Raw genomic sequence first — 26,393 nt, 5'->3', positions numbered from 1 at the left:
TGACCTATGCTTTGAATAGCACCTGTACGTGGTTGGCAGGAGGTGAGCATCATGGGCGTCAAATCCAGAAAATGCGCCGTTGTCTGTGCCATGGCCGCTGCCGTCGGGCTGTATGCCGCCGCAGCCTACCGGGTCGAACAGATTCGCAATCAACCTTACTCCGCCGCCAGTTGCAGCCTGGCTCACTGCGTGCCGCACACCGCGACACTGAGCGCACTCAAGTAGCGTGACGTGCAGCCTGCTGACGAAAGTCACTGGGGGCCTTACCGGTCAGGCGGCGGAAGAACCGCGAAAAGTACGCAGGGTCGGTAAAGCCCAGGCTTTCGGCCAGTTGCTTGATGCTCAGGCTGGTGTAGATCAGCTCGCGCTTGGCCTCGAGCAGCAAGCGTTGATGGATGATCTGCAACGCCGACTGCCCGGCCAGTTCACGGCAGATGCTGTTCAGATGGGCCACCGAAATCCCCACTTGATGGGCCAGCGCCTCGACGCTCGGCTGCTGGCGAAACTGCTGCTCGACCTGGGAGTTGAAACGCTCCAGGTACTCCCGCCCGCGCGCCACTGCCAGCCCTTGGCCATGGCGCTGCAAGCATTGGCGGCTAATCCACACCACCAGCAGATTGATCAGCGAGCGCAACTGCAAATCGCGCCCGGGTTGCTCCTGCTGATACTCCTGCTGCAAGGCGCTGAACAGACTGTACAAATGGGTGCGGTCAGCGCCTGCCAGGTAAGTGCCCGCCTGGGCCAGGGCCGCTGGCGCGCCTGCCAGTTGTGTGTGCAGCACGTTCACCAGGGGCGCCGCCAGGGTGACCACGTAGCCGTCGACATCGCTGGAAAACCGGAATCCATGCACGCACAACGCCGGTACCACCTGGATGGCGGCCTGATCCAGGCGCTGGACCCGGCCTTCCACTTCGATCTCAGCCTGCCCTGTGTAGAGGAACAGCAACTGGCACAGGTCGGCATGTCGATGGGGTTCTATCTCCCAATCGTGCACACGGCTGCGCACCGGGATCGACTCGCAGTGCAGCAAGTCCGGGGTCGGCCACTGCAACTGCTCGCCATACAGTTTGAATACCGGAATCGACGCCTTGCTCATGGTTCAACGCTCTCCAGGACGGTGCCCGATAATCGCACCGATTGGTGAAAAGTCCTGCTTCACACCACTTTTATCCCTTCTTTGCTCGTCTTTCCAAGCGAAAAATGCAAGCACAACAATCATAAGCTGCTTGCAGCCCTGTGCTGAAGCCTGCCTGGGATAACAACAATGAAGACTCAAGTCGCAATTATCGGTGCCGGCCCTGCTGGCCTGCTGCTCGGCCAGTTACTGCACAAGGCCGGGATCGCCAACGTCATCGTCGAGCGCCAAAGCGCCGACTACGTGCTCGGGCGCATCCGTGCCGGGGTGCTGGAACAGGGCATGGTCGAATTGTTGCGCGAAGCCGGGGTTGGCGCGCGCATGGACGCCGAAGGCCTGCCCCACAGTGGCTTTGAACTGGCTTTCGATGGGCGACGCGAACATATTGACCTCAAGGGCCTGACCGGCGGCAAAGGCGTCATGATCTATGGCCAGACCGAAGTCACCCGCGACCTGATGCAAGCGCGTCAAGCCTGCGGCGCAGTCACCGTTTATCAAGCCAACAATGTACGCCCCCACGACCTCAAGTCTGACCACCCTTACCTGACCTTCGAAAAAGACGGTGAAGTGCAGCGTCTGGACTGTGATTACATTGCCGGCTGCGACGGTTATCACGGTATCGCCCGGCAATCGATTCCTGCGCAAGCGCTGAAGATATTCGAACGGGTCTACCCATTCGGCTGGCTCGGGGTGCTGGCCGACACCCCGCCGGTTAGCGACGAACTCGTCTATGCCCGCCACGAGCGCGGCTTTGCCCTGTGCAGCATGCGCTCACCGACCCGCACCCGATACTACGTTCAGGTTCCAGCTGAGGAGAAGGTCGAGGACTGGTCCGATGAGCGCTTCTGGAGCGAACTCAAATCACGCCTGCCGACTGATCTGGCCGAGCGCCTGGTCACAGGTCCCGCCATTGAAAAGAGCATCGCGCCGCTGCGCAGTTTTGTGGTTGAACCGATGCAGTACGGCAAACTGTTCCTGCTCGGTGACGCCGCGCACATCGTGCCGCCTACCGGGGCCAAGGGTCTGAACCTTGCGGCCAGTGATGTCAGCACCTTGTACAACATTCTGCGCAAGGTCTACGGCCAAGGGCGCACTGACCTGCTGGAACGCTACTCGCAGATCTGCCTGCGGCGAATCTGGAAGGCCGAACGCTTTTCCTGGTGGATGACCTCGATCCTGCACCGTTTTCCCGACAGCGATGCCTTCAGCCAACGTATCCAGCAAAGTGAGCTTGAGTACTACGTCAGCTCCGAGGCTGGTCGTACAACATTGGCAGAAAATTATGTCGGCCTGCCCTACGAGCCTATCGAGTAGACTGCACCGGCCTTGCCTGACAGGCTATTGCGCGGCAACCAGGAGGGCATTTCAACAACCGTAGCAACAAATGATCACAAAGCTTCACAAAGTGTCATTTGCGCAAGGCGGGGCTCAAGCGCAGCATATCCAGCCCGGTATCGATCCACAGCTCGGCCTGATTGAGCAGGTCGAAGCTGTCTGGCAGCAGTAGCCAGCGACGGATCAATCCGTCTATATAGGCATAAATAGCCAATGCCGCGCGATCCGGGTCCACGTCGGCGGGCAGTTGCCCGCGCTTGACTGCATTGCCCAGCGACAACGCGATATGGGCATGACAATCGACCGTCGAGGCCTGCCGTTGCTGGCGGATCTCGCACATATCATCGGTGAACTCGCATTTGTGATGCAGAATTTCATTGATTCGCCGGGTTTTCGGATCAAGCACCATCTGGTGCATCAGACGCACCAGCAGCTTGCGCATGCAGCCGAGCGGGTCGACTTCATCCTCGCTTTCACTGGCGCGCGCCAGGGCGTCCAGCGGCTCGTGCAGGCTGTCGAGCATGGCCTGAACCAGTTCGGCCTTGTCGTTGAAGTGCCAGTAGATGGCGCCACGGGTCACCCCCGCTTCCTTGGCGATATCAGCCAGGGTGGTACGCGCTACCCCGCGTTTATAGAAGGCCTTTTCCGCAGCTTCAAGAATCTGGGCACGGGTTTCCTGGGCTTCTTCTTTAGTTCGACGGACCATGGCAGTACAACCTCATCAGGCCCGGGCACGCACGCTGGGTGCCTGGGAGTAGGCCCGGGTCAGCCTCTGAAGACTGTTACCGGATGTATTAATTTGGGGGCTCGCTAGGACTGAATGCGTCGCCTGCGAGGTATTTACAAACAACCATGAATGTAAGTATATTCCTTAGCAAGCTATTTATCCACTCGACAGCATTTTTTATAGCGCACCCTTTCCATTATTCTTGAGCGTCTTCAGCTCTTGCGACCCGAGGATCTTCATGCAATTCAAGCCAGCTGTTACCGCTCTGGTTTCCGCCGTCGCCCTGGCAACCCTGCTCAGCGGCTGTAAAAAGGAAGAGGCGGCGCCTGCGGCGCAAGCTCCTCAGGTCGGCGTCGTAACCTTGCAAACCCAAGCCTATACCCTGACGTCCGACCTCCCAGGCCGTACCACCGCGTACCGCATTGCCGAGGTCCGCCCCCAGGTCAACGGCATCATTCTCAAGCGCCTGTTCAAGGAAGGCAGCGAAGTCAAGGAAGGTCAGCAGCTGTACCAGATCGACCCGTCGGTGTACGAGGCGACCCTGACCAGCGCCCAGGCCAACCTGCAATCGACCCGCTCGCTGGCCGAGCGTTACAAGCAACTGGTCGCCGAACAGGCTGTCAGCCGCCAGGAATACGACGACGCCAATGCCAAACGTTTGCAGGCTGAAGCCTCGCTGCGCAGCGCCCAGATCGACCTGCGCTACACCAAGGTCCTGGCGCCGCTGAGCGGTCGTATCGGCCGCTCTTCGGTGACCGAAGGCGCCCTGGTCAACAATGGCCAGGTCGATGCCATGGCGGTGATCCAGCAGCTCGACCCGATCTACGTTGACGTCACCCAGTCCTCGGCCGAGCTGCTCAAGCTGCGCCGCGAACTGGAAAGCGGCCAGTTGCAGAAGGTCGGCGACAACGCTGCCAAGGTCACTCTGACCCTGGAAGACGGCAGCACCTACGGCAAGGACGGTCGCCTGGAATTCTCCGAAGTCTCGGTAGACCAGACCACCGGCTCGGTGACCCTGCGTGCAGTGTTCCCCAACCCTGAACACAACCTGCTGCCAGGCATGTTCGTCCACGCGCGCCTGGCCGCCGGGGTCAACAGCGCTGCCATCCTCGCCCCGCAACAAGGCGTGACCCGCGACCTTAAAGGCCAGCCGACCGCCTTGATCGTCAACCAAGACAACAAGGTCGAACTGCGCCAGCTCAAGGCCAGCCGGACCGTGGGTAGCGACTGGCTGATCCAGGAAGGCCTGAACCCGGGCGATCGCCTGATCACCGAAGGCCTGCAGTTCGTCAAACCGGGCGTCGAGGTCAAGGTCAGCGACGCCACCAACGTCAAGCCTGCCCAGCCAACCCAGGCCAATGCATCGACTGCAGAGGCCAAAGGGGAGTAAACCATGTCGAGATTCTTTATCGATCGCCCGATCTTCGCCTGGGTGATCGCCTTGGTGATCATGCTGGTCGGCGCCTTGTCGATCCTCAAGTTGCCTATCAACCAGTACCCGAGCATCGCACCGCCGGCCATCGCCATCGCCGTGACCTACCCGGGCGCCTCGGCGCAAACCGTGCAGGACACCGTGGTTCAAGTGATCGAGCAACAGCTCAACGGTATCGACAACCTGCGCTATGTTTCCTCGGAAAGTAACTCCGACGGCAGCATGACCATTACCGCGACCTTCGAGCAGGGCACCAACCCCGACACCGCGCAGGTCCAGGTACAGAACAAGCTGAACCTGGCCACCCCGCTGTTGCCGCAAGAAGTGCAACAGCAGGGTATCCGCGTGACCAAGGCGGTGAAAAACTTCCTGCTGGTCATTGGCCTGGTGTCTGAAGACGGCAGCATGACCAAGGACGACCTGGCCAACTATATCGTCTCCAACATGCAGGACCCGATCTCGCGGACGGCCGGTGTCGGTGACTTCCAGGTGTTCGGTGCCCAGTACGCCATGCGTATCTGGCTCGACCCGGCCAAGCTGAACAAATATCAGCTGACCCCGGTCGACGTGCGCACCGCCGTGGCCGCGCAGAACGTCCAGGTGTCGTCCGGCCAGCTCGGCGGCCTGCCTGCCCTGCCCGGCACCCAGCTCAATGCCACGATCATCGGCAAGACCCGCCTGCAGACCGCTGAGCAGTTCGAAAAGATCCTGCTCAAGGTCAACCGTGACGGCTCCCAGGTACGCCTGAGCGATGTCGCCAAGGTCAGCCTCGGCGGTGAGAACTACGCGATCAGCGCACAGTTCAACGGCAAACCGGCCTCCGGCCTTGCAGTCAAACTGGCGACCGGCGCCAACGCCCTGGATACCGCCAAGGCCCTGCGCCAGACCATCAACGACCTGGAGCCGTTCTTCCCGGAAGGCATGAAGGCGGTGTTCCCGTATGACACCACGCCGGTGGTGACCGAGTCGATCAGCGGGGTAATCCACACCCTGATCGAAGCGATCGTGCTGGTGTTCCTGGTGATGTACCTGTTCCTGCAGAACTTCCGCGCCACCATCATCACCACCATGACCGTACCGGTTGTATTGCTGGGTACCTTCGGCATCCTTGCCGCCGCTGGCTTCAGTATCAACACCCTGACCATGTTCGGCATGGTGCTGGCCATCGGCTTGCTGGTGGACGATGCCATCGTCGTGGTGGAGAACGTCGAGCGGGTGATGGCCGAAGAGGGCCTGTCACCCAAGGAAGCGACCAAGAAATCCATGGGCCAGATCCAGGGTGCCCTGGTCGGTATTGCCCTTGTACTGTCGGCGGTACTGCTGCCGATGGCCTTCTTCGGCGGCTCCACCGGGGTGATCTACAAGCAGTTCTCCATCACCATCGTCTCGGCCATGGCCCTGTCGGTACTGGTGGCACTGATCTTCACCCCGGCGCTGTGCGCAACCATGCTCAAGCCGATTGCCAAGGGCGAGCACCACGTTGCCAAGCGCGGCTTCTTCGGCTGGTTCAACCGCAACTTCGACCGCAGCGTGCGTAGCTACGAAAGCGGCGTCGGCAACATGCTGCGGCACAAGGCTCCGTACCTGCTGGCCTACCTGTTGATCGTAGTCGGCATGATCTGGCTGTTCACCCGCATCCCCACGGCGTTCCTGCCTGAAGAAGACCAGGGTGTACTGTTCGCCCAGGTGCAGACTCCGGCCGGTTCCAGTGCCGAGCGCACCCAGGTGGTGATCGACGAGATGCGCAGCTACCTGCTCGACAAGGAAGCCGATACCGTTGCCTCGGTGTTCACCGTCAACGGCTTCAACTTCGCCGGTCGTGGCCAGAGCTCGGGCATGGCCTTCATCATGCTCAAGCCGTGGGGCGAGCGTTCTGCCGAGAACAACGTATTCAACCTGGCCAACCGTGCCCAGCAGCACTTCTTCAGCTTCCGCGACGCGATGGTGTTCGCCTTCGCCCCGCCTGCGGTACTGGAGCTGGGTAACGCCACCGGTTTCGACGTGTTCCTCCAGGACCGTGCCGGCGTCGGTCACGACAAGCTGATGGAAGCGCGTAACCAGTTCCTCGGCATGGCCGCGCAAAGCAAGATCCTCTCGGCAGTGCGTCCGAACGGCCTGAACGATGAACCGCAGTACCAACTGACCGTCGACGACGAGCGCGCCAGTGCCCTGGGCGTGACCATCGCCGACATCAACAACACCCTGTCGATTGCCCTGGGTGCAAGCTACGTCAACGACTTCATCGACCGCGGTCGGGTCAAGAAGGTCTACATCCAGGGTGAAGCCGGTGCGCGGATGAGCCCCGAAGACCTGCAGAAATGGTACGTGCGCAACGCCGCTGGCGAGATGGTGCCGTTCTCCTCCTTCGCCAAGGGCGAGTGGATCTACGGTGCACCGAAGCTGTCGCGTTACAACGGCGTCGAAGCCATGGAGATTCTCGGTGCACCCGCCCCAGGCTACAGTACCGGTGAAGCGATGCTTGAGGTCGAGCGCCTGGCCGCACAGCTGCCAGCGGGTATCGGTTACTCCTGGACGGGCCTGTCGTATGAGGAGCGCCTGTCCGGTTCCCAGGCGCCAGCGCTGTACGCCCTGTCGCTGCTGATGGTGTTCCTGTGCCTGGCGGCGCTGTATGAAAGCTGGTCGATCCCGATTGCGGTCATGCTCGTGGTACCGCTGGGGATCATCGGTGCGCTGCTGGCCACCAGCCTGCGCGGGCTGTCCAACGACGTGTACTTCCAGGTGGGTCTGTTGACCACCATTGGTCTTGCGGCGAAGAACGCGATCCTGATCGTCGAGTTCGCCAAGGAACTGCACGAGCAGGGCCGCAGCCTGGTCGATGCGGCCATCGAGGCCTGCCGGATGCGTCTGCGGCCTATCATCATGACCTCGCTGGCGTTCATCCTCGGCGTGGTACCGTTGGCCATCTCCACCGGTGCAGGCTCCGGTAGCCAGCACGCCATCGGTACCGGGGTGATCGGCGGGATGCTGACTGCCACCGTATTGGCTATCTTCTGGGTGCCATTGTTCTTCGTTAGTGTGTCGTCGCTGTTCGGTAGCAAGAAGCCCGAAGAGGACGCCACCCCTGAAACCCCACGCTATGAGGCCGGGCAATGAGTAAGTCCCTGTTGTCCCTGGCGGTCACCGCTTTCATTCTTGGCGGCTGCTCGCTGATCCCTGACTACCAGACCCCGGAATCGCCGGTGGCCGCGCAGTGGCCGCAAGGCCCTGCCTACTCGCCGACCGAGTCGGCCGAGGTGGCCGCCGCCGAACAGGGCTGGCGTCAATTCTTCCATGACCCGGCGTTGCAGCAACTGATCCAGAGCGCGCTGGTAAATAACCGCGACCTCAAGGTCGCGGCGCTGAACATCGATGCCTACCGTGCGCAGTACCGTATCCAGCGCGCCGACCTGTTCCCGGCGGTCTCGGCCAATGGCAGCGGCAGCCGTCAGCGGATGCCCGCGAACATGTCGCAAGGCAATGACTCGAGCATCACCAGCCAGTACTCGGCAACTCTCGGGGTCAGTGCCTACGAGCTCGACCTGTTCGGCCGGGTGCGCAGCCTGACCGAGCAACAGCTGGAGATCTACCTGTCCAGCGAAGAAGCGCGACGCTCGACGCAGATCAGCCTGGTGGCCAGTGTGGCCAACGCCTACTTTACCTGGCAGGCCGACCAGGCGCTGCTCAAGCTGACCGAGGACACCCTCAAGACCTACGAGGAAAGCTACCAGCTGACCTTGCGCAGCAATGAAGTGGGTGTGGCGTCGGCCCTGGACCTGAGCCAGGCACGCACCTCGGTCGAAGGCGCTCGGGTCAAGCTGGCGCAGTTCCAGCGCCAGGTGGCTCAGGACCTCAACAGCCTGACCGTGCTGCTCGGCACCGGTGTGCCGGCCAGCCTGCCAAGCGCCCAGCCGCTCGACAGCGACCTGCTGGCCGAAGTACCGGCGGGCCTGCCGTCCGACCTGCTGCAACGCCGGCCAGACATCCAGGAAGCCGAACACCTGCTCAAGTCCGCCAATGCCAACATTGGCGCCGCTCGTGCAGCGTTCTTCCCGAGCATCAGCCTGACCGCCAATGCCGGGACCCTGAGCCCGGACATGGGTGGCCTGTTCAAGGGCGGGTCGGGTACCTGGCTGTTCCAGCCGCAGATCAACCTGCCGATCTTCAACGCCGGGTCCCTGCGTGCCAGCCTCGACTACTCGAAGATCCAGAAGGACATCAACGTCGCCAAGTACGAGAAAACCATCCAGACCGCCTTCCAGGAAGTCTCCGATGGCCTCGCCGCGCGCCAGACCTTCAATCAGCAGTTGCAGGCCCAGCGTGACCTGGTTGCCGCCAACCAGGACTACTACCGTCTGGCCGAACGTCGCTACCGCATCGGTATCGACAGCAACCTGACCTTCCTCGACGCCCAGCGTCAGCTGTTCAACACCCAGCAGTCGTTGATCAGCGATCGCCTGTCGCAGCTGGTCAGCGAGGTCAACCTGTACAAGGCCCTCGGTGGCGGCTGGTACGAGCAGACCGGTCAGGCGCAGCAGCAGGCTGCAGCCCAGACGCCGAAAGGCTGAGTGACTGCGTTGTAGAAGAGCCCACCCTTGCGGTGGGCTTTTTTTTGTCCCACGACAATGAATTAACCCACCCGTTACCGTTCGATTACCGCCCAATTCCGCCTGTCACGAATTGATTCATCCCCCCCTGCCCCGCACCATCGCTTCGCAACATTTACAAAGCCTGTCCCCAAAGATCGTCGCCCGGCCTGTGACCTCCAATCGTCGCAGCGGATGGCTTCGGCTTACATAAAAACAAGAGACAACACACCATGACCTCACCCGCACGACACCTGTTTCCCGGCTTCCTGGCCATGACTTGCACGCTCCCCGCCCTGGCTGCCGAAGGTGGATTTGTCGAGGACGCCAAGGCCAGCCTCAACTTGCGCAACTTCTACATCAACCGCAACTTCGTCGACCCGGCCAACCCCCAGGGCAAGGCCGAGGAATGGACCCAGAGCTTCATCCTCGATGCCCGCTCCGGGTTTACCCAGGGCCTGGTCGGCTTCGGTATCGATGTGCTGGGCCTGTACTCGGTCAAACTCGATGGTGGCAAGGGCACGGCGGGCACCCACCTGTTGCCGGTGCACGATGACGGTCGCCCGGCCGACGATTTCGGCCGCCTGGGCGTGGCGCTGAAAGCGAAGATCTCCAACACCGAACTGAAGGTTGGCGAGTGGATGCCAGTGCTGCCGATCTTGCGCTCCGACGACGGCCGCTCGCTGCCGCAAACCTTCCGAGGGGGGCAGGTCACTTCCCAGGAGATCACCGGCCTGACCTTGTATGCCGGGCAGTTCCGCGGCAACAGCCCACGCAATGACGCGAGCATGCAAGACATGTCGATGAACGGCCGCGCAGCCTTCACCTCCGACCGTTTCAACTTTGCCGGCGGCGAATACAGCTTCAATGACAAGCGCACGATGATTGGCCTGTGGAATGCCGAACTCAAGGACATCTACAACCAGCAGTACTTCAACCTGGTGCACAGCCAGCCTGTGGGCGACTGGACCCTTGGCGCCAACCTTGGCTACTTCATCGGCAAGGAAGACGGTGCCGAACGCGCCGGCAAACTGGACAACCGCACCACCTCGGCGCTGCTGTCGGCCAAGTACGGTGCCAGCACCTTCTACCTTGGCCTGCAGAAAGTCAGCGGCGACGATGCCTGGATGCGGGTCAACGGCACCAGTGGCGGCACCCTGGCCAACGACAGCTACAACTCAAGCTTCGACAACGCCCAGGAACGCTCCTGGCAACTGCGTCACGACTACAACTTTGCCGGCCTCGGCGTGCCCGGGCTGACCCTGATGAACCGCTACATCAGCGGCGACAACGTGCACACCGGCGCCATTACCGATGGCAAGGAATGGGCGCGGGAGTCAGAGCTGGCCTATGTGATCCAGTCCGGGACCCTGAAGAGCCTGTCGGCCAAATGGCGCAACTCGACCATGCGCCGGGACTACAGCACTAACGCCTTTGACGAGAACCGGCTGATCATCAGCTATCCGATCAGTATTCTCTGATTAATCGCGGGGCAAGCCCGCTCCTACAGGAAGAAACTGTGGGATCGGGCTTGCCCCGCGATAATTTCAGGCCCCGCGAACCGTCCGGCTCCGCTGCCCGGCCACCCCCACCGGCACATCGCCCTGCAAGGTCACCCGGCGCACCACCCGGCCTTGGGTGCCGTAGTCGTCCACCGCGTAATGCTGGGTTGCACGGTTATCCCAGATCGCCACATCACCCGCCTGCCAGCGCCAGCGCACGGTGTTCTCCAGGCGCGTGACATGGCTTTGCAACAGGTTGAACAGGTGCGCCGAATCACTCTGCGAGTAGCCCTTGATGCGTTTGACGAAGTGCCCGAGCAAGAGGTTTTTCTCGCCGCTGACAGGGTGCACCCGCACCACCGGATGCTCGGTTTCGTACACCGTCGAGGTAAAGATCTTGCGGTAGTTTTCCAGTTGCTCAAGGCTCACGTTGGGCTTGGCTGCGGCGTAGTCGTACTCGTTGCTGTGCACGGCCCAGAGCTGGTCAGCCAGCGCCTGCAACTCCACTGAAAGGTCCTGGTAAGCCGTGGCGGTATTGGCCCACACGGTATCGCCACCAGATTCGGGCGCCAGCACCGAACGCAGGATCGAAGCCTTGGGGTAGGCATCGACAAAGGTCACGTCGGTGTGCCAGGAGTTGGCCCGGCGCCCTTCACCACCATCGAGTTCAAGCAGGTAGCGCGTGCCTTCACGCACCGGCACGGTGGGGTGAGCGATCGGCTCGCCGAGCAAGTGGGCGAAGGCTTCCTGGCCCTGGTCATCGAGGTGAGTCTGGGCGCGGAAGAACACCACCTTGTACTGCACCAGTGCGGCCTGGATGGCTTCGATCACGGCGGGCTCAAGGTCGGCGCTCAACTGCACCCCGCGAATTTCGGCGCCGATACGCCCGGCTACCGGGTGGATGTCCAACACGTGGGTAACAGTTGCGACGGCGCGTGCGGCATTGCTCATGGTTTGACCCTCATCTGGCTGGTTGTGCGAAACGGTGTTGAAACCTCTGCTCTATTTATATGCAAATAAGCTCTAACAAATAAACAGATACTTCATTGACGGAATAAGAGCTTGCATTTAAAACCTGAGCCTGCGCGGCGGCAAATACCTTCGCCGTATTTTTGGAATGCCGGGAAAGCATATGGATCTTCGCCAACTGCGTTACTTCATCGCCCTCACCGAACACCGCAGTTTTGTCCGCGCCGCCGATGCCATGGGCATCACCCAGCCAGCCTTCAGCCGCAGCATCCAGGGCCTGGAACAGGAGTTCGGCTGTGTACTGATCGATCGCGGCAACAAGGACCTGCGCCCCACGCCAGAAGGTCAGGTGGTGCTGCAACACGCGCTGCGCCTGGTGCAAGGCGCGGCGCAGCTCAACAGTGAAGTGCAACAAATGACCAAGCTCGATGCCGGCGAGTTGCGCTTCGGTTGCGGCCCGGCGCCAGCGGTGCACCTGGTACCGCAGGCGGTTGCACACTTTCTCGGCGCACACCCCAGGGTGCGCACCTGCTTCGACGTAGATAACTGGGAAAAACTCAGCCGTGCGCTGAGCCGTGAAGAGATCGAATTCTTCGTTGCCGACATCCGTCACTTCGAGGCCGACCCGAACTTCCAGACCCAGCCGCTGAGCCCGCGCCGCGGCCTGTTCTTCTGCCGCCCGGGGCACCCGTTGTTGGCCAAGGACAGTCTGTCGACCAACGACATGTTCGACTACCCGCTGGCCACTACCCTGATACCGCCGGGAGTACGCAAGCTGCTGGCCAACCTCAGCGGCAAGACCGACTTCGCCCCGCAGGTGCAGACTGAGCACCTTCCTACGCTGGTAAAGATCGTGCTCGGCACTGATGCAATTGGCATCGGCACCGAAGAAGCCTTTGCCGAGGACATCGACCAAGGCCGCCTGGTGCGCCTGCACTGGCGCAACCTGCCGGCCAACCTCGACAGCCTCAACGCCCGCTGCGGCATTGTCAGCCGCAGCGGTTATCGCCTGTCTCCGGCTGCCCGGGCGATGATCGAAACCCTGATCAGCCTCGATCGGCAGCCAGAGGCGCAGGTGCTGGCCGGGTAGCCTGGGGCGCCAACCACTGCTCGACCTTGAACGGCTTGCGGATCAGCCGCTGCTGCGCGGCGAGGTCCACCGAAGCCTGCAGTTTGGCCAGGAAGTCGGCATCCAGGGTGGAAGGAAATATCTTGCTCAGTTGTTCGTTCTGCAGGTCTTGCTCAAGGATCGCCGGCGGGTAGCTGGCCAGCCCCGAGACCAGCTGGATATAGGCCTGCTTGTTGTCGTCCTGGGTCAGCCAGTGCACGGCCTGCTCCTGGGCGGCGAGCAGCTTCTCCACCAGTTCCGGGTGCTCGTCGACAAAGCGACCTGAACCAACCAGCACCGCCTGGACATTCCCAGCGCCACCCAAGTCACGGGTATTCAGCGGCAACTCAGCCAGGCCACGTTGCTTGAGCGCGCTGACACCGGTCGAGCCCCAGGTGGCGTCGATCTGTTTGGCGGCCAGAGCGGCAATCGCCGCATTGAAATCCAGATTGATGACTTTCAGGTCCTTCTCGCTCAAGCCCTGGCTGGCCAGGGCGGCATCGAACGACAGTTGGGTGGCGGTGCCGCGGAACACCGCCACGCGCTTGCCCTTGAGGTCTTGCAAAGTCTTGATGTTGCTGCCCGGTGCGACTCCCAGGTAGTGCTTGATGCCACGCCCGGTGGCGGCCAGCAGGCGGGTGTCAAGGCCATTGGCCTTGCCGATGATCGCCGCCAGATCGCCAAGGTAGGCGAAGTCGACCTGGCCATTGGCGAATGCCTCGTTGATCACCGGACCCGCGCCCTTGAAGTAGTTCCACTGGATATGGATGCCATCGGCGGCGAAGGCTTTTTCCAGCAGTTGCTGGTCACGCAGCACGTCGGTCACTCCGCCGCCGGAATGCTGGCTGCCGGCGCTCAGGTCCGGTACGGCGATACGGATCTCCTTGACCTCGGCTGCCTGAGCCAGCGGTGGCAGCCAACCGACCACCGCGGCCAGGGCGGGAACGGCAAACAGATTGAACACACGGTTGATCGACAGGTTCATGGCACGCGACTCCTTGTAATGGTGCGACCACGCTACCGACAACACTAACGATCAAATAAATACTAATAAATTACATTTTAATAACTATAAATTATAAAAGCTGTACCACGGGCCTTGCAGCACGCCATGCATCAGACACAAGAAAAATATGCTTCGAATGCATTGGCTGCGCGTTGTGGCAGCAGCTTTAAATGCAGGTTCTTATCACCTAAACGAATTGATATTTATCTATTAATTCAATTTAAGAATAAGTAAATAGCCAACGTGCGGAGGTTTCCATGGCCCGAGCTTCACTCTCCAGCTTGCCACTGGCCAGCTCGCAAGGCCTGACCCGCCGGTTCGACGGTCTGCCCCTGCGCCACCTGCAGGCCTGGTACCTGCCACTTTTACTGGCAACCCTGTGGTGGCTGGCCACCCGCAACCAGTGGATGAGCGAACAGATACTGCCAGCGCCGAGCCTGGTCTGGCAGAGCGGCCTGGAGCTTGCCCAGGGCGAGCTGTGGACGCACCTGGCGATCAGCCTGCAACGCCTGGCCCTGGGCCTGCTGGTGGGTATCACCAGTGGTGCCTTGCTCGGTGCCTGGCTGGGCTTCAGCCGCCGCGCCGAGCGTCTGGTACTGCCGACTTTCAATGCCCTGGCGCAGATCCCGACCCTGGCCTGGGTGCCACTGTTCATGGTGCTGTTCGGTATCGGCGAGGTACTCAAGCTGGTGGTGCTGGTCAAGGCGATCATCGTCCCGGTCACCCTGCATACCCTGGTCGGCGTGCGCGATGCCCAGCCACGGCTGCGCGAGGCGGCCACGGTATTGCGCCTGCCGCCGCACCTGCTGATCAGCAAACTGATTTTCCCCGCAGCCCTGCCGGCTTTTCTTGCCGGCGTACGCCTGGCCCTGGCCACCGGCTGGACATCGTTGCTGGCGGTTGAGCTGCTGGCCTCCAGTGAAGGCCTCGGTTACCTGATGGTCTGGGCTCGACAGTTGTTCATGCTCGATATCGTCTTCGTCTGCATCCTGGTCATCGGCCTGCTGGGATTTGTCATGGACCGTGGCCTGGGCTGGCTCGACCGGCGCCTGGTGCACTGGCCGCACCCGCCCAGCGCCGAGCTGCGGGGGTCGCGCTTGCAAGGAGGTCAGCGCCTGCAGGCCTTGTTCCTGCCCTTGGTGCTGCTGGCGCTGTGGCAACTGGCCAATCAACTGGACTGGGTCGACACGCAGATTCTGGTCGCCCCGCTGCAGGTCTTGCAGACCACCGGCAATGGCCTGCTCGACGGCTCGCTCAGCGGCGCCCTGGCGATCAGTGTCGGCCGGGCCCTGGGTGGCTTGCTGCTCGGTGGCAGCCTGGGCTTTGCCCTGGGCCTGTGGCTTGGGCTGTCGGCGCCCGCCGAACGTCTGCTCGGGCCAAGCCTGGCCGGCGTACGGCAGATCGCGATCTTCGCCTGGGTGCCGCTGCTGACCGCCTGGTTCGGCCTCGGTGAACTGGCCAAGTGGGTATTCGTCGGCCTGGCGGCGTTCTTCCCGCTGTTCATTGCCACCCAGCGGGCGGTGGCCAACCGTTCGCCACAGCTGGAAGAAGCCGCCCGCGTGCTGCACCTCACCCTGCCCCAGCGCCTGCGCCGGTTGGTGCTGCCGGGCGCTGCGCCGGGGATTTTCGCCGGCCTGCGCATCGGCCTGATCTACGCCTGGCTGGGCACCATCGGCGCCGAATACTTCATGCCCTCGGGCGGCGGCATCGGCAGCCTGATGATCGGCGCCCAGCAGTTGCTGCGCATGGACATCATCATGGCCGGGATGCTCCTGGTCGGCCTCACCGGCGCGCTGTTGGGCGCCCTCGGACAACACCTGGAATTGCGCGCCACGCGCTGGAGACGAGCATGAACGCTATCGCCCACCCTCTGGTCAGTTTCAATCAGGTCGGCAAGCACTTCGCCGTAGCCGGCGGTGAGCTGGAAGCCATCCGCGACTTCAACCTGCAGATCGCCGACGGTGAGTTCGTCGCCATTGTCGGCGCCAGCGGTTGCGGTAAATCCACCCTGCTGCGCCTGCTGATCGGCCTGGACAACGACTACCAGGGGCAGATCCTGATCGACGGCCAGCCGCTCAATGGCATCGGCAGCGAACGCGGCATTGTCTTCCAGGAGCACCGTCTGTTCCCCTGGCTGAGCGTGGCGCAGAACATCGGCCTGGGCCTGGTCAACGAACCGTTGACCCCCTCGCAGCGCCAGCAACGCATCGACCAGTACATTGCCCTGGTGGGCCTTGAGGACTTCAGCCAGGCCTACCCGCATCAGCTCTCCGGCGGCATGGCCCAGCGCGTGGCGATTGCTCGCGGCCTGGTGGCCAGCCCGCGCATCCTGCTGCTCGACGAACCCTTCGGCGCCCTCGACGCACTGACCCGCCAGCAGATGCAGGACGAACTGCTGGCGATTCGCACGCGGGCAAAGATCACCACCCTGCTGGTGACCCACGATGTCGAAGAAGCACTGTTTCTCGCCGACCGCGTGGTGGTGCTGGAGCCACGCCCGGGGCGGATCAGGCGCATCGTCGAGATCAACCTTGCGTACCCGCGCCAACGCGCCAGCTACGCCTTCCACCGCCTGCGCGAAGACCTGCTGCACGAACTGACCGCCGACGCGCGCTATCTACCGCCGGTGCCGGAACAGATCCGTGACCTGCCCTTGACCTACCTTGCCTACTGAGACGCGACCATGAGCCAACGCCCCAACTTCTTGATCATCGTTGCCGACGACCTGGGGTTCTCCGACCTCGGCGCCTTTGGTGGCGAAATCGCCACGCCGAACCTCGACGCACTGGCCACTGCCGGCCTGCGCCTGACCGATTTTCATACCGCGCCGACCTGCTCACCGACCCGCTCGATGCTGCTCACCGGCACCGACCACCATATCGCCGGCATCGGCACCATGGCCGAGGCGTTGACCCCGGAGCTGATCGGCAAGCCGGGCTACGAAGGCTATCTCAACGACCGCGTTGTAGCCCTGCCGGAGCTGTTGCGCGATGCCGGTTACCAGACCCTGATGAGCGGCAAATGGCACCTGGGCCTGACCGCCGAACTTGCGCCCCAGGCCCGCGGCTTCGAGCGCTCTTTCGCCCTGCTGCCGGGCGCCGCCAACCACTATGGCTTTGAACCGACCTACGACGAACACACCCCCGGCCTGCTCAAGTCGACGCCGGCGCTGTACATCGAAGACCAGACCTTCATCGACGAGTTGCCCAAGGACTTCTACTCTTCCGACGCCTTCGGCGACAAGTTGCTGCAGTACCTGAAAGAGCGCGACCAGAGCCGGCCGTTCTTCGCCTACCTGCCCTTCTCGGCGCCGCATTGGCCGTTGCAGGCGCCGGCCGAGGTAGTGTCGCACTACAAGGGTCGCTATGACGCCGGCCCCGAGGTGCTGCGCCAGGAGCGCTGGAAAAACTGCGCCAGCTTGGCCTGATCGCCGCCGATACCCAGGCCCACCCCGTCGACAACCACTGGTACAGCCTCAGCGCTGAGCAACGCCAGCGTTCGGCGCGGGCCATGGAGGTGTACGCGGCGATGGTCGAGCGCATGGACTGGAACATCGGTCGGGTGCTGGACTACCTGCGCAACCAGGGCCTGCTCGACAATACCCTGGTGCTGTTCATGTCTGACAATGGCGCCGAGGGCGCGCTGCTTGAAGCCTTCCCCAAGTTCGGCCCACAACTGGCCAGCTACCTCGACCAGCACTATGACAACAGCCTGGAAAACATCGGCCGGGCCAACTCCTACGTCTGGTACGGCCCGCACTGGGCCCAGGCGGCCACCGCGCCGTCACGGCTGTACAAAGCCTTCACCAGCGAAGGCGGGATTCGCGTGCCGGCGCTGGTGCATTACCCGGCTTTGGCGCGCCAGGGCCAGATCAGCCATCAGTTCAGCACGGTAATGGACATCACCCCGACCCTGCTTGATCTTGCCGGCGTGCGTCACCCCGGCACGCGCTGGCGCGGCCGCGATGTGGCACCGCTGCGGGGCAAATCCTGGCTGGGTTACTTGTCGGGCGAGACCGAACAGGTACACGACGAAAACACCGTCACCGGCTGGGAGCTGTTCGGTCGCCGGGCGATTCGCCAGGGTCACTGGAAAGCGGTCTATATCCCCGGCCCGGTCGGTCCGGCTACCTGGCAGCTGTACGACCTGGCCAGCGATCCAGGCGAGATCTATGACCTGGCCACGGTACAGCCGGCAAAACTGCAGGCACTGCTGGGTGAGTGGCAGAAGTATGTCGAGGAAACCGGGGTGATCCTCAGTCAGTCGCCGTTCCAGCCGGACTAGCCAGTGCCTGCAAGCGTACGGGGTCGAGAATCTCGATCTCGCCATAGCCCAGGCGCACGACCCCCTCCTGCTGCAGCGACTTGAGGATCTGGTTGGTGGTCTGGCGCGACAGCGAGAGCATCAGCGCCAGCTGCTCCTGGGACAACTGCAGTACCCGGCGGCTATCGAGCAATTCGCCATAGCCGGCGGCGATCTGCAACAACCTGTGCGCCACCCTTGGTGCGGCGGCCAGCAGGCTCTGCTGCTCCAGGGCGACAAACACCACACGCAACTTATGGCTCATCAACAGTGCAATGTCACGCCAATGCCGGGGCTGCTGATCTAGCAGCTTAAGCAGCGGCGCCTGGGGTACCCACAGCAGCCGGGGCGGCCCTTGCGCCTGGGCGTCGTGAGTGCGCGGCTGGCGGTCGAACAGGCTGATCTCGCCGAACCAGTGCGGCGCTTCAATCAGGGTCAACAGCGCCTCCTTGCCATCGGTCGCAACTGCGCCCACACGCATCGCTCCGTCAAGCACCGCATATAGCCCGCATGGCGCATCACCGCGCTGGAACAGGTATTCCCCGGCCGCCAACTCGCGCACCCTGGCCAACTTCAGCAGGCTATTCTGAAGGATGAGGGGCAACGCTCGGAACCAGTGACCTTGCTGCAGGGTTTCGCGCATAGCGCCTCGCAGGTGAACTCTGTCGGCTAGCCGACAGACAGGCAGTCATCTGTAGGACATGCTAACGCCACCTACAGGAGGAACAACAATGAAAAACCTGGTCGACCACCTGAGTCAATACGCCGCCTATCACCGTGATCCACGCAATATCTTCACCCACTTTATCGGCATTCCGCTGATCGTCGTGGCGGTGACCGTTTTGCTATCGCGGCCAGGTACCGAGCTGGGTGGCGTCTGGGTGTCGCCGGCGCTGCTGGTGGCGCTGGTCACCGGCTGGTTCTACCTGCGCCTGGATCAACGCCTGGGCCTGCTGATGGCACTGCTACTGGGCCTGTGCCTGTGGGCCGGGCAGGCGTTGGCGGTGCAAAGCACCCTGGTGTGGCTGAGTGCGGGGCTTACGCTGTTCGTGATCGGCTGGGTCATCCAGTTTGTCGGCCACCACTATGAAGGGCGCAAGCCTGCGTTTGTCGATGATCTGATGGGTTTGATCATCGGGCCGTTGTTTGTGGTGGCGGAGTTGGCGTTCTTGCTGGGGATGCGGCCAGAGCTGAAAAAAGCGATCGAGGACAATGTCGGACCGGTGGCGGTGCGGCAGAAGAAGGCGGCGGTCTGATTGGGGCTGCCTTGCAGCCCATCGCTGGCAAGCCAGCTCCCACATGTGGGAGCTGGCTTGCCAGCGATGGGGCACTTGAAGGTCAGCCCCGGGACTCAACCCCCAACTCATCCCACACCGACTCGGCCAGGTGAAAGGTGGCATTGGCCGCGGGGATCCCGCAGTAGATCGCGCTGTGCATCAGCACTTCCTTGATTTCTTCACGGGTGACGCCATTGTTGGCCGCCGCACGCAGGTGCAGTTTCAGTTCCTCGCTGCGGTTCATGCCGATCAGCATGGCAATGGTGATCAGGCTACGAGTGTGTCGGGGCAGCCCCGGGCGAGTCCAGATGTCACCCCAGGCATGGCGGGTGATCATTTCCTGAAACTCGCTGTTGAACTCGCTGAGGTTGTTCAGGCTACGGTCGACATGGGCATCGCCAAGCACCGCGCGGCGCACCTGCATGCCGGCGTCATAACGTTGTTTCTCGTCCACGAATCAACCCTCTCGGCCCAGCAGAAAATCAATCACCCGGCGGCTGAACGGCGCACCGACTTCAACGTTGGACAGGTGCGCCGCATGGAATTCGGCGTATTGCGCGCCTGCCACGCGCTCCTGGATGAACAGCCCGCCCGACGGCGGCGTCACCGCGTCATGGCTGCCGGAGATCACCAGCAGCGGCACCTTGATCGCACCCAACTGATCCCGGAAATCGGCATCGCGCACCGCCCCGCAGTTGGCCGCATAACCCTCGGGCGAAGTGGCGGCAAGCATGTCGGTGATGCGCTTGGCCTGCTCGGAGTTGCCCGCAGCATAAGCCGGGGTAAACCAGCGCTCGATCGAGGCATCACGCAAACCGACCATCGCCGCTTGCCGGTCACGCAGGACCATCTCGATGCGCGGGTTCCAAGTATCCGGCGCGCCGATCTTGGCCGCGGTGTTGCACAGGATCAGGCGCTTGAGCCGATGACTGGCATTGATCCCCAGCCACTGGCCAATCAGTCCGCCCATGGACAGGCCACAGAAATGCACCTGGTCGATGTGCAGGGCATCGAGCAGGGCCAGCACATCTTGCCCCAGTTGTTCGATTCTGTAGGGCCCTGCGGTGACCAGCGAGCCGCCATGGCCGCGGGTGTCATAGCGCAGCACGCGAAAGTGCACGGTCAGGGCCGGGACCTGGGTGTCCCACATGTGCAGGTCAGTGCCCAGGGAGTTGGACAGCACCAGCACCGGCAGGTGTTCCGGGCCTTCAAGTTGATAGTTGAGTACGCCATCGGCGAGTTGTACCTGTGCCACTGCAGCCTCCTTCAAGCATTGATGCGGTGATGTTCAGCCAGCGCCCGCTCAACCCAGGCACGGGCCTGGCCGAGGTAGTGGGCAGGGTCGAGCAGACGATCGAGCTCGTCTGGCGAAAGTTCGGCGCTGACCTGTGGCTCATCGCCCAGCACAGCGCGCAGGTGGCGCTGTTCAGCCACTGCACGCTGGCAGCAGGTTTCCAGCAAATGGTGAGCGCGGTCGCGGCCCAGGCGTTGGGCCAGGACGATACTCACCGCTTCAGCCAGCACCAGGCCCTGGGTCAGGTCAAGGTTGCGCCGCATGCGTTCGGCGTCCACCTCCAGGCCGTCGGCGATGACCTGCGCCTGCTGCAGCGCACCGGACACCAGGCAGCAGATCTCCGGCAGGGTTTCCCATTCGGCATGCCACAAACCGAGGCTGCGCTCGTGCTCCTGGGGCATGGCGGCAAACAGCGTGGCCAGCAGGCCCGGCACGCGGGTGGCAGCACCGATCAGCACCGCAGCGCCCACCGGGTTGCGTTTGTGCGGCATGGTTGAGGAGCCACCTTTGCCAGGCGCCGAAGGCTCGAACACCTCGCCCGCTTCGGTCTGCATCAGCAAGCTGATGTCACGGCCGAGCTTGCCGAGGCTGCCAGCGATCATGCCAAGTACAGAAGCAAACTCCACCAGGCGGTCGCGCTGGGTGTGCCAGGGCTGCTCAGGCAACGTCAGTTCCAACTCGGCGGCCAAGGCAACGGCCACGGGCAGCGCCTTGTCGCCCAGCGCCGCCAGGGTGCCGGATGCACCGCCAAACTGCAGGGTCAGCAGGCGCGGCTTGAGCTCGCGCAAGCGCTCGCGGTGGCGGTTCAACGCACCCAGCCAGCCGGCGATCTTCATGCCCAGGGTGACGGGCGTGGCATGTTGCAGCCAGGTGCGGCCAGCCAAGGGGGTCTGGGCGTGGGCCCGGGCCTGGCGGGCCAGCGTATTGGCCAACTGCGCCAGGTCCTGTTCGATCAAGTCCAGCGCCGCCCGCAGTTGCAAGACCAGGCCGGTGTCCATGGCATCCTGGCTGGTAGCCCCCAGGTGCACATAACGCTCGGCCTCAGGCACACCACTGGCAATCACCTTGCCCAGCGCCTTGACCAACGGAATGGCCGAGTTGCCAGCCAGCGCGATGGCTTGGGCCAGTGCGGCAAAGTCATAGCGCTCGGCATGGCAGGCGGTTTCGATCGCTGCCACGACCACCTGGGGGATAACCCCGGTGGCCGCTTCGGCGCGCGCCAGGGCCGCTTCGAAATCAAGCATGCCCTGCACTCGGCCACGGTCGCAGAAAATCTCGCGCATCCCCTGCGCGGTGAAATAGGCATCGAACAGCTGATTGCCCGGACGCGGGTTCATTGGCAGGTCCTTGAACAGGTCAATGGTCGTGGTGCAGGTACGCCGCCTGCTTGGGCAGGCGCAGGCTGAACAGGAAGGCAATTGCCATCATCGCCGTAACGTACCAGTAAAAGGTGTTTTCCATGCCCATGGATTTCAGCCCCAGAGCCACGTACTCGGCCGAGCCACCGAATATCGCATTGGCCACCGCATAGGCCAGGCCGACACCCAGGGCGCGCACCTGCGGCGGGAACATCTCGGCTTTGACCAGGCCACTGATTGACGTGTAGAAGCTGACGATGCACAGCGCCAGGGTGATCAGTACGAAGGCAAGGAACGGGCTGGTGACGGTTTTCAGCGCCAGCAGGATCGGCACGGTGAACAGCGTGCCCAGGGCGCCGAACAGTAGCATCGAGTTACGCCGGCCAATGCGGTCGGAAAGCATGCCGAACAACGGCTGCATGCACATGTACAGGAACAGCGCACCGGTCATGATGAAGCTTGCGGTCTTGGCGCTCATGCCGGCGGTATTGACCAGGTACTTCTGCATGTAGGTGGTGAAGGTGTAGAAAATCAGCGAGCCACCGGCGGTGTAGCCGAGCACGGTTATAAAGGCTGCAGTGTGATGGCGAAACAACCCGGCGATGCTGCCGGCTTCCTTGTCGTTACGGGTTTCGGCGCTGCTGGTTTCTTCCAGCGAGCGGCGCAGGAACAGCGAAATCACTGCGGCAATGGCGCCGACCACAAACGGAACGCGCCAGCCCCAGGCGCGCAGTTCGTCCTCGCTGAGCAATTGCTGCAGGATCACCACCACCAGCACCGCCAGCAACTGGCCGCCGATCAGGGTCACATACTGGAACGAGGCAAAGAAACCGCGCTGGCCGCGCAGGGCCACTTCACTCATGTAGGTTGCGGTGGTGCCGTACTCGCCGCCCACCGACAGGCCCTGGAACAACCGCGCCAGCAACAGCAGCGCCGGTGCCCAGGCACCAATCGAGGCATAGGTCGGCAAGCAGGCGATGACCAGGGAACCGGCGCACATCATCAGCACCGAGATCATCATCGAGTTCTTGCGGCCATGACGATCGGCGACGCGGCCAAACAGCCAGCCGCCAATCGGCCGCATCAGAAAGCCGGCGGCGAACACCCCGGCGGTGTTGAGCAACTGCACCGTCGGATCATCAGAGGGAAAGAACGCCGGGGCGAAATAGATGGCGCAGAAGGCATAGACATAGAAGTCGAACCATTCGACCAGGTTGCCCGAAGACGCACCGACAATGGCAAAGATGCGCTTACTGCGCTCCTCACCGGTGTAATAGGCTGAAGTCATGGCTGCTTACTCTGGGTGGGTTCTGAGAGTCTAGACACACTCAGTAACACTCACGTTCCACAGAACAATCACCCCGGCCACGCCGCCTTGCGTGGAGGCAGCGCGACCGGGGCCATTGGTTTACACCCGCTCGATGGCCAGGGCCAGGCCTTGGCCGACGCCGACACACATGGTCGCCAGGCCTTTGCGCCCGCCAGTTTTTTCCAACTGGTGCAGGGCGGTGAGGATCAACCGCGCGCCGCTCATGCCCAGCGGATGGCCAAGGGCAATGGCGCCACCGTTGGGGTTGACCTGCGGCGCATCGTCGGCCAGGCCGAGTTCGCGCAGCACAGCCAGACCCTGGCTGGCAAAGGCTTCGTTGAGTTCGATGACATCGAAATCGGCCACCGCCACCCCCAGGCGCTCAATCAGTTTACGCACCGCAGGTACCGGGCCGATACCCATGACTCGTGGCGCAACGCCGGCACTGGCCATGCCCAATACCCGCGCCCGCGGGGTCAGGCCGTGCTTTTTCACGGCCTCTGCCGAGGCCAGGATTAGCGCAGCGGCACCGTCGTTGACGCCCGAAGCGTTGCCAGCGGTAACGGTTTTGTCCGGGCCGTTGACCGGTTTGAGCCGGGCCAGGGCTTCGAGGGTGGTGTCGGCGCGCGGGTGCTCGTCGTGTTCGACCAGGGTCTCGCCCTTCTTATGGGCGATGCGCACCGGCACGATCTCTTCGGCAAAGAAGCCCGCCGCCTGGCCTGCGGCCGTACGCTGCTGGCTGCGCAGGGCAAAAGCGTCCTGATCGGCGCGTGAGATTCGGTAATCGTCAGCAACGTTGTCGGCGGTCTGTGGCATGGCATCGACGCCGTACTGGGCCTTCATCAACGGGTTGATAAAGCGCCAACCGATGGTGGTGTCTTCCAGCTTCATGTTGCGCGAAAAAGCGTTGTCAGCCTTGCCCATGACGAAGGGTGCACGGGACATCGACTCGACGCCACCGGCAATTGCCAGCTCCATTTCACCGCTGGCGATCGCACGAAAAGCCGTACCCACTGCATCCATGCCCGAGGCACAGAGGCGGTTGAGAGTCACCCCCGGCACGCTGTCCGGCAGGCCGGCCAGCAACAGGGCCATTCGCGCGACGTTGCGGTTGTCTTCACCGGCCTGGTTGGCGCAGCCGAGGAACACTTCGTCGAGTTGCGCCCACTGCACCTGCGGGTTGCGCTCGATCAGCGCCTTGAGCGGCACCGCCGCCAGGTCGTCGGCGCGAACGCCGGCTAAGGCGCCGCCAAAGCGGCCGATCGGGGTGCGAATGGCATCGCAGATAAATACATCACGCATCAGGCTTCTCCTGGCGCTTGGCCGTGGGCGGCAGCGGTACGTGCTTCCAGGTCACGCAAGGCATTGAGCTCGACGTCACTCGGCGCGACGGTGGTTTGCAGGTCATCGGCAAAACGGATGGCCCAGCCCGTGGCGGCAATGATCTGCTCGTGGGTCACGCCCGGATGGATCGAGGTCACGATGAACTCATGGGTGCCGGCTTCCGGCTCCATGATGCACAGGTCGGTGATGATCCCCACCGGCCCCTCGCCGGGCAGGCCCAGGCGCTTGCGCGAATCGCCGCCTTCGCCGTGACCGACCGAGGTGATGAAGTCGAGCTTGTCGACAAAGGCGCGATTGGACTGCTTGAGGATAATCAGCACCTGTTTGGCGGAGCCGGCGATTTCCGGCGCGCCACCGGCACCGGGCAGGCGCACTTTGGGCTGGTGATAATCACCGACCACGGTGGTATTGATGTTGCCGAAGCGGTCGACCTGCGCGGCACCGAGAAAACCTACGTCGATACGCCCGCCTTGCAGCCAGTAGCGAAAAATCTCGCCGGTCGGCACCACGGTGTCGGCGGTTTCAGCCAGTTCACCGTCACCGATCGACAGCGGCAGCACGCTCGGCTTGGCCCCGATCGGGCCGGACTCGTAGATCAGCACCACGTCAGGCGACGAGGTCAGGCGTGCCAGGTTGGCCGCCTTGGACGGCAGACCGATGCCGACGAAACAGACCGCGCCATTGCGCAGGCGGCGGGCGGCGGCAACGGTCATCATTTCATTGGTGGAGTAGCTCATTGTGCAACCTCCGCAGCGCTGGCCAGTTTTGCCTTGAATTCGGTGAAGTCGGCGGTGCCGCGAATGTACTGATCGATCCAGGCCGTAAAGCTCTCACGGCTGCGAGCAATCGGGTCCCAGGCCTGGTAGAAGCGGTTGTCACGCTCGTAGTAACCATGGGCGTAGGACGGATGCGCGCCACCCGGTACCAGACACACCGCCGACAGTGCCCAGGTCGGCAAGACGCAGGCGTTCATCGTTGCATTGAGGTCGTCGACGATTTCTTCGACCGTCACGATGCAGCGCTTGGCCGCCAGGGCCGCTTCCTTCTGCACGCCCAAAATGCCCCAGAGCAGCACATTGCCCTTGCGATCGGCCTTTTGCGCATGGATCACGGTGACGTCCGGGCGCACCGAAGGCACGGCGGCGAGTACTTCCCCAGTGAAGGGGCAGGTCACGCTCTTGATCAGCGGGTTGACCTTGGGCAGGTCGGAACCTGCGTAGGCGCGCAGCACCGCGAACGGCAGGCCCGAGGCACCGGCGACGTAGGCATTGGCCAGGTCCGCGTGGCTGTGTTCTTCGATTTCGATAGGTTGCGGCCAGTGTTTTTCAACGGCGTCGCGCAGGCGATGGAGGGAACCGACACCCGGGTTGCCGCCCCAGGAGAAGATCAGCTTGCGGGCGCAACCGGCGCCGATCATCTGGTCGTAGATCAGGTCAGGCGTCATGCGTACCAGGGTCAGATCTTTCTTGCCCTGACGAATGATTTCATGCCCGGCGGCAGTCGGAATCAAGTGCGTGAAGCCTTCGAGGGCAACGCAGTCACCGTCGTTGACGAACTGCTTCACAGCGTCGTGGAGCGAGAGGATTTCAGCCATTGCAGACTCCTGGATATGCTTGAGTCGGGTCGGTTTCAAGGCGCCTTGGACAGCGCCGCGTATGGGTTCAGATTAAGGTGGGCTTGGGAGTGGTTCAATCCGATAATCGACTAACTGT

General features: G+C 62.7%; 22 protein-coding genes and 1 pseudogene. 11 read left to right on the top strand and 12 right to left on the bottom strand.

Translation table 11 applies throughout. From position 1 onward, the window contains the following. Window positions 1-51 precede the first annotated feature (51 nt). Window positions 52-225: a hypothetical protein gene (locus M5G17_RS17025; protein WP_273894081.1), complete on the top strand. Its 174-nt coding sequence runs from the start codon at window positions 52-54 to the stop codon at window positions 223-225. On the opposite strand, the gene M5G17_RS17020 is transcribed toward M5G17_RS17025, so the two are convergent. Beyond that, window positions 218-1,096, bottom strand: a complete 879-nt coding sequence (locus tag M5G17_RS17020; protein ID WP_273894080.1) for a helix-turn-helix domain-containing protein — start codon at window positions 1,094-1,096, stop codon at window positions 218-220. The genes M5G17_RS17025 and M5G17_RS17020 overlap by 8 nt on opposite strands. A 168-nt stretch (window positions 1,097-1,264) precedes the next feature. Between M5G17_RS17020 and pobA the strand changes: the two genes are divergently transcribed. Next, entirely contained in the window at window positions 1,265-2,449 is a 1,185-nt protein-coding gene (gene pobA, locus M5G17_RS17015) for a 4-hydroxybenzoate 3-monooxygenase (RefSeq protein ID WP_273894079.1), read from the top strand. A gap of 94 nt (window positions 2,450-2,543) precedes the next feature. Here the strand turns inward: pobA and M5G17_RS17010 are convergent, their stop codons facing one another. After that, on the bottom strand, window positions 2,544-3,176 hold the full coding sequence (locus M5G17_RS17010) for a TetR family transcriptional regulator (RefSeq protein WP_273894078.1): 633 nt from the start codon (window positions 3,174-3,176) through the stop codon (window positions 2,544-2,546). Window positions 3,177-3,435: 259 nt separating this feature from the next. On the opposite strand from M5G17_RS17010, the gene M5G17_RS17005 reads away from it, so the two are divergent. From M5G17_RS17005 to M5G17_RS16990, 4 genes are all read left to right on the top strand, one after another. Further along, window positions 3,436-4,587 carry an efflux RND transporter periplasmic adaptor subunit gene (locus M5G17_RS17005; RefSeq protein WP_273894077.1) on the top strand — a complete coding sequence of 384 codons (1,152 nt, stop codon included), beginning with the start codon at window positions 3,436-3,438 and terminating at the stop codon, window positions 4,585-4,587. Between the two features lie 3 nt (window positions 4,588-4,590). Beyond that, the gene (locus M5G17_RS17000) at window positions 4,591-7,743 is read left to right on the top strand and encodes an efflux RND transporter permease subunit (protein ID WP_273894076.1); all 3,153 of its coding nucleotides are present in this window, start codon (window positions 4,591-4,593) and stop codon (window positions 7,741-7,743) included. After that, complete coding sequence (locus M5G17_RS16995; protein WP_273894075.1) at window positions 7,740-9,194, top strand: AdeC/AdeK/OprM family multidrug efflux complex outer membrane factor; 1,455 nt, start codon at window positions 7,740-7,742, stop codon at window positions 9,192-9,194. The genes M5G17_RS17000 and M5G17_RS16995 overlap by 4 nt, the downstream gene beginning before the upstream one ends. Before the next feature lie 293 nt (window positions 9,195-9,487). Further along, the gene (locus tag M5G17_RS16990) at window positions 9,488-10,693 is read left to right on the top strand and encodes an OprD family porin (RefSeq protein WP_420793383.1); all 1,206 of its coding nucleotides are present in this window, start codon (window positions 9,488-9,490) and stop codon (window positions 10,691-10,693) included. Between the two features lie 66 nt (window positions 10,694-10,759). Here the strand turns inward: M5G17_RS16990 and M5G17_RS16985 are convergent, their stop codons facing one another. Further along, complete coding sequence (locus M5G17_RS16985; protein ID WP_273894073.1) at window positions 10,760-11,665, bottom strand: TauD/TfdA dioxygenase family protein; 906 nt, start codon at window positions 11,663-11,665, stop codon at window positions 10,760-10,762. Between the two features lie 181 nt (window positions 11,666-11,846). On the opposite strand from M5G17_RS16985, the gene M5G17_RS16980 reads away from it, so the two are divergent. Continuing rightward, window positions 11,847-12,773: a LysR family transcriptional regulator gene (locus tag M5G17_RS16980; protein ID WP_273894072.1), complete on the top strand. Its 927-nt coding sequence runs from the start codon at window positions 11,847-11,849 to the stop codon at window positions 12,771-12,773. Here the strand turns inward: M5G17_RS16980 and M5G17_RS16975 are convergent. Beyond that, the gene (locus M5G17_RS16975; protein WP_273894071.1) at window positions 12,730-13,776 is read right to left on the bottom strand and encodes an ABC transporter substrate-binding protein; all 1,047 of its coding nucleotides are present in this window, start codon (window positions 13,774-13,776) and stop codon (window positions 12,730-12,732) included. The genes M5G17_RS16980 and M5G17_RS16975 overlap by 44 nt on opposite strands. Window positions 13,777-14,054: 278 nt before the next feature. Here M5G17_RS16975 and M5G17_RS16970 point away from each other — a divergent pair, with 278 nt between their 5' ends. From M5G17_RS16970 to M5G17_RS16960, 3 genes and pseudogenes are all read left to right on the top strand, one after another. Then, a complete protein-coding gene (locus M5G17_RS16970; protein ID WP_273894070.1) occupies window positions 14,055-15,650 on the top strand; it encodes an ABC transporter permease in 1,596 nt (531 codons plus the stop codon). After that, a complete protein-coding gene (locus tag M5G17_RS16965) occupies window positions 15,647-16,471 on the top strand; it encodes an ABC transporter ATP-binding protein (RefSeq protein ID WP_273894069.1) in 825 nt (274 codons plus the stop codon). The genes M5G17_RS16970 and M5G17_RS16965 overlap by 4 nt, the downstream gene beginning before the upstream one ends. Window positions 16,472-16,480: 9 nt before the next feature. Further along, window positions 16,481-18,081 (top strand): annotated as a pseudogene (locus tag M5G17_RS16960) (arylsulfatase). Here M5G17_RS16960 and M5G17_RS16955 read toward each other — a convergent pair. After that, window positions 18,053-18,742 (bottom strand): Crp/Fnr family transcriptional regulator, encoded by a 690-nt coding sequence (locus tag M5G17_RS16955; RefSeq protein WP_273894068.1) that lies wholly within the window; start codon window positions 18,740-18,742, stop codon window positions 18,053-18,055. The pseudogene M5G17_RS16960 and the gene M5G17_RS16955 sit on opposite strands and share 29 nt — an antisense overlap. A gap of 88 nt (window positions 18,743-18,830) precedes the next feature. Between M5G17_RS16955 and M5G17_RS16950 the strand changes: the two genes are divergently transcribed. Then, window positions 18,831-19,355: an Mpo1 family 2-hydroxy fatty acid dioxygenase gene (locus tag M5G17_RS16950; protein WP_273894067.1), complete on the top strand. Its 525-nt coding sequence runs from the start codon at window positions 18,831-18,833 to the stop codon at window positions 19,353-19,355. 82 nt (window positions 19,356-19,437) lie between these two features. Here M5G17_RS16950 and pcaC read toward each other — a convergent pair whose 3' ends face one another. The 7 genes from pcaC to M5G17_RS16915 form a co-directional block, all read right to left on the bottom strand. Further along, window positions 19,438-19,830 (bottom strand): 4-carboxymuconolactone decarboxylase, encoded by a 393-nt coding sequence (pcaC, locus tag M5G17_RS16945; protein WP_273894066.1) that lies wholly within the window; start codon window positions 19,828-19,830, stop codon window positions 19,438-19,440. A 3-nt stretch (window positions 19,831-19,833) separates the two neighbouring features. Continuing rightward, entirely contained in the window at window positions 19,834-20,631 is a 798-nt protein-coding gene (gene pcaD, locus M5G17_RS16940; protein WP_273894065.1) for a 3-oxoadipate enol-lactonase, read from the bottom strand. 11 nt (window positions 20,632-20,642) lie between these two features. Continuing rightward, window positions 20,643-22,007 (bottom strand): 3-carboxy-cis,cis-muconate cycloisomerase, encoded by a 1,365-nt coding sequence (locus M5G17_RS16935; protein ID WP_273894064.1) that lies wholly within the window; start codon window positions 22,005-22,007, stop codon window positions 20,643-20,645. A gap of 19 nt (window positions 22,008-22,026) precedes the next feature. Continuing rightward, the gene (locus tag M5G17_RS16930; protein ID WP_273894063.1) at window positions 22,027-23,316 is read right to left on the bottom strand and encodes an MFS family transporter; all 1,290 of its coding nucleotides are present in this window, start codon (window positions 23,314-23,316) and stop codon (window positions 22,027-22,029) included. A 120-nt stretch (window positions 23,317-23,436) separates the two neighbouring features. Beyond that, window positions 23,437-24,642, bottom strand: coding sequence for a 3-oxoadipyl-CoA thiolase (gene pcaF, locus M5G17_RS16925; RefSeq protein WP_273894132.1), 1,206 nt, complete (start codon window positions 24,640-24,642; stop codon window positions 23,437-23,439). Further along, window positions 24,639-25,418 carry a CoA-transferase subunit beta gene (locus tag M5G17_RS16920; RefSeq protein ID WP_273894062.1) on the bottom strand — a complete coding sequence of 260 codons (780 nt, stop codon included), beginning with the start codon at window positions 25,416-25,418 and terminating at the stop codon, window positions 24,639-24,641. The genes pcaF and M5G17_RS16920 overlap by 4 nt, the downstream gene beginning before the upstream one ends. Beyond that, window positions 25,415-26,275, bottom strand: coding sequence for a CoA transferase subunit A (locus M5G17_RS16915; RefSeq protein WP_273894061.1), 861 nt, complete (start codon window positions 26,273-26,275; stop codon window positions 25,415-25,417). Before M5G17_RS16915 ends, M5G17_RS16920 begins: the two co-directional genes overlap by 4 nt. Window positions 26,276-26,393 lie beyond the last annotated feature (118 nt).

The organism is Pseudomonas rubra, assembly GCF_028656935.1.
In the GTDB taxonomy this organism is placed as follows: domain Bacteria; phylum Pseudomonadota; class Gammaproteobacteria; order Pseudomonadales; family Pseudomonadaceae; genus Aquipseudomonas; species Aquipseudomonas rubra.
Note: the sequence above shows the minus strand (reverse complement) of the source record. Positions and strands in the feature narration are given on the sequence as shown.

Excerpts from the sequence above, each read along its gene's own strand:
- M5G17_RS17025 (WP_273894081.1), top strand. The coding sequence starts at position 52 with ATGGGCGTCAAATCCAGAAAATGCGCCGTTGTCTGTGCCATGGCCGCT.
- M5G17_RS17020 (WP_273894080.1), bottom strand. The coding sequence starts at position 1,096 with ATGAGCAAGGCGTCGATTCCGGTATTCAAACTGTATGGCGAGCAGTTG.
- pobA (WP_273894079.1), top strand. The coding sequence starts at position 1,265 with ATGAAGACTCAAGTCGCAATTATCGGTGCCGGCCCTGCTGGCCTGCTG.
- M5G17_RS17010 (WP_273894078.1), bottom strand. The coding sequence starts at position 3,176 with ATGGTCCGTCGAACTAAAGAAGAAGCCCAGGAAACCCGTGCCCAGATT.
- M5G17_RS17005 (WP_273894077.1), top strand. The coding sequence starts at position 3,436 with ATGCAATTCAAGCCAGCTGTTACCGCTCTGGTTTCCGCCGTCGCCCTG.
- M5G17_RS17000 (WP_273894076.1), top strand. The coding sequence starts at position 4,591 with ATGTCGAGATTCTTTATCGATCGCCCGATCTTCGCCTGGGTGATCGCC.
- M5G17_RS16995 (WP_273894075.1), top strand. The coding sequence starts at position 7,740 with ATGAGTAAGTCCCTGTTGTCCCTGGCGGTCACCGCTTTCATTCTTGGC.
- M5G17_RS16990 (WP_420793383.1), top strand. The coding sequence starts at position 9,488 with ATGACTTGCACGCTCCCCGCCCTGGCTGCCGAAGGTGGATTTGTCGAG.
- M5G17_RS16985 (WP_273894073.1), bottom strand. The coding sequence starts at position 11,665 with ATGAGCAATGCCGCACGCGCCGTCGCAACTGTTACCCACGTGTTGGAC.
- M5G17_RS16980 (WP_273894072.1), top strand. The coding sequence starts at position 11,847 with ATGGATCTTCGCCAACTGCGTTACTTCATCGCCCTCACCGAACACCGC.
- M5G17_RS16975 (WP_273894071.1), bottom strand. The coding sequence starts at position 13,776 with ATGAACCTGTCGATCAACCGTGTGTTCAATCTGTTTGCCGTTCCCGCC.
- M5G17_RS16970 (WP_273894070.1), top strand. The coding sequence starts at position 14,055 with ATGGCCCGAGCTTCACTCTCCAGCTTGCCACTGGCCAGCTCGCAAGGC.
- M5G17_RS16965 (WP_273894069.1), top strand. The coding sequence starts at position 15,647 with ATGAACGCTATCGCCCACCCTCTGGTCAGTTTCAATCAGGTCGGCAAG.
- M5G17_RS16955 (WP_273894068.1), bottom strand. The coding sequence starts at position 18,742 with ATGCGCGAAACCCTGCAGCAAGGTCACTGGTTCCGAGCGTTGCCCCTC.
- M5G17_RS16950 (WP_273894067.1), top strand. The coding sequence starts at position 18,831 with ATGAAAAACCTGGTCGACCACCTGAGTCAATACGCCGCCTATCACCGT.
- M5G17_RS16935 (WP_273894064.1), bottom strand. The coding sequence starts at position 22,007 with ATGAACCCGCGTCCGGGCAATCAGCTGTTCGATGCCTATTTCACCGCG.
- M5G17_RS16930 (WP_273894063.1), bottom strand. The coding sequence starts at position 23,316 with ATGACTTCAGCCTATTACACCGGTGAGGAGCGCAGTAAGCGCATCTTT.
- M5G17_RS16920 (WP_273894062.1), bottom strand. The coding sequence starts at position 25,418 with ATGAGCTACTCCACCAATGAAATGATGACCGTTGCCGCCGCCCGCCGC.
- M5G17_RS16915 (WP_273894061.1), bottom strand. The coding sequence starts at position 26,275 with ATGGCTGAAATCCTCTCGCTCCACGACGCTGTGAAGCAGTTCGTCAAC.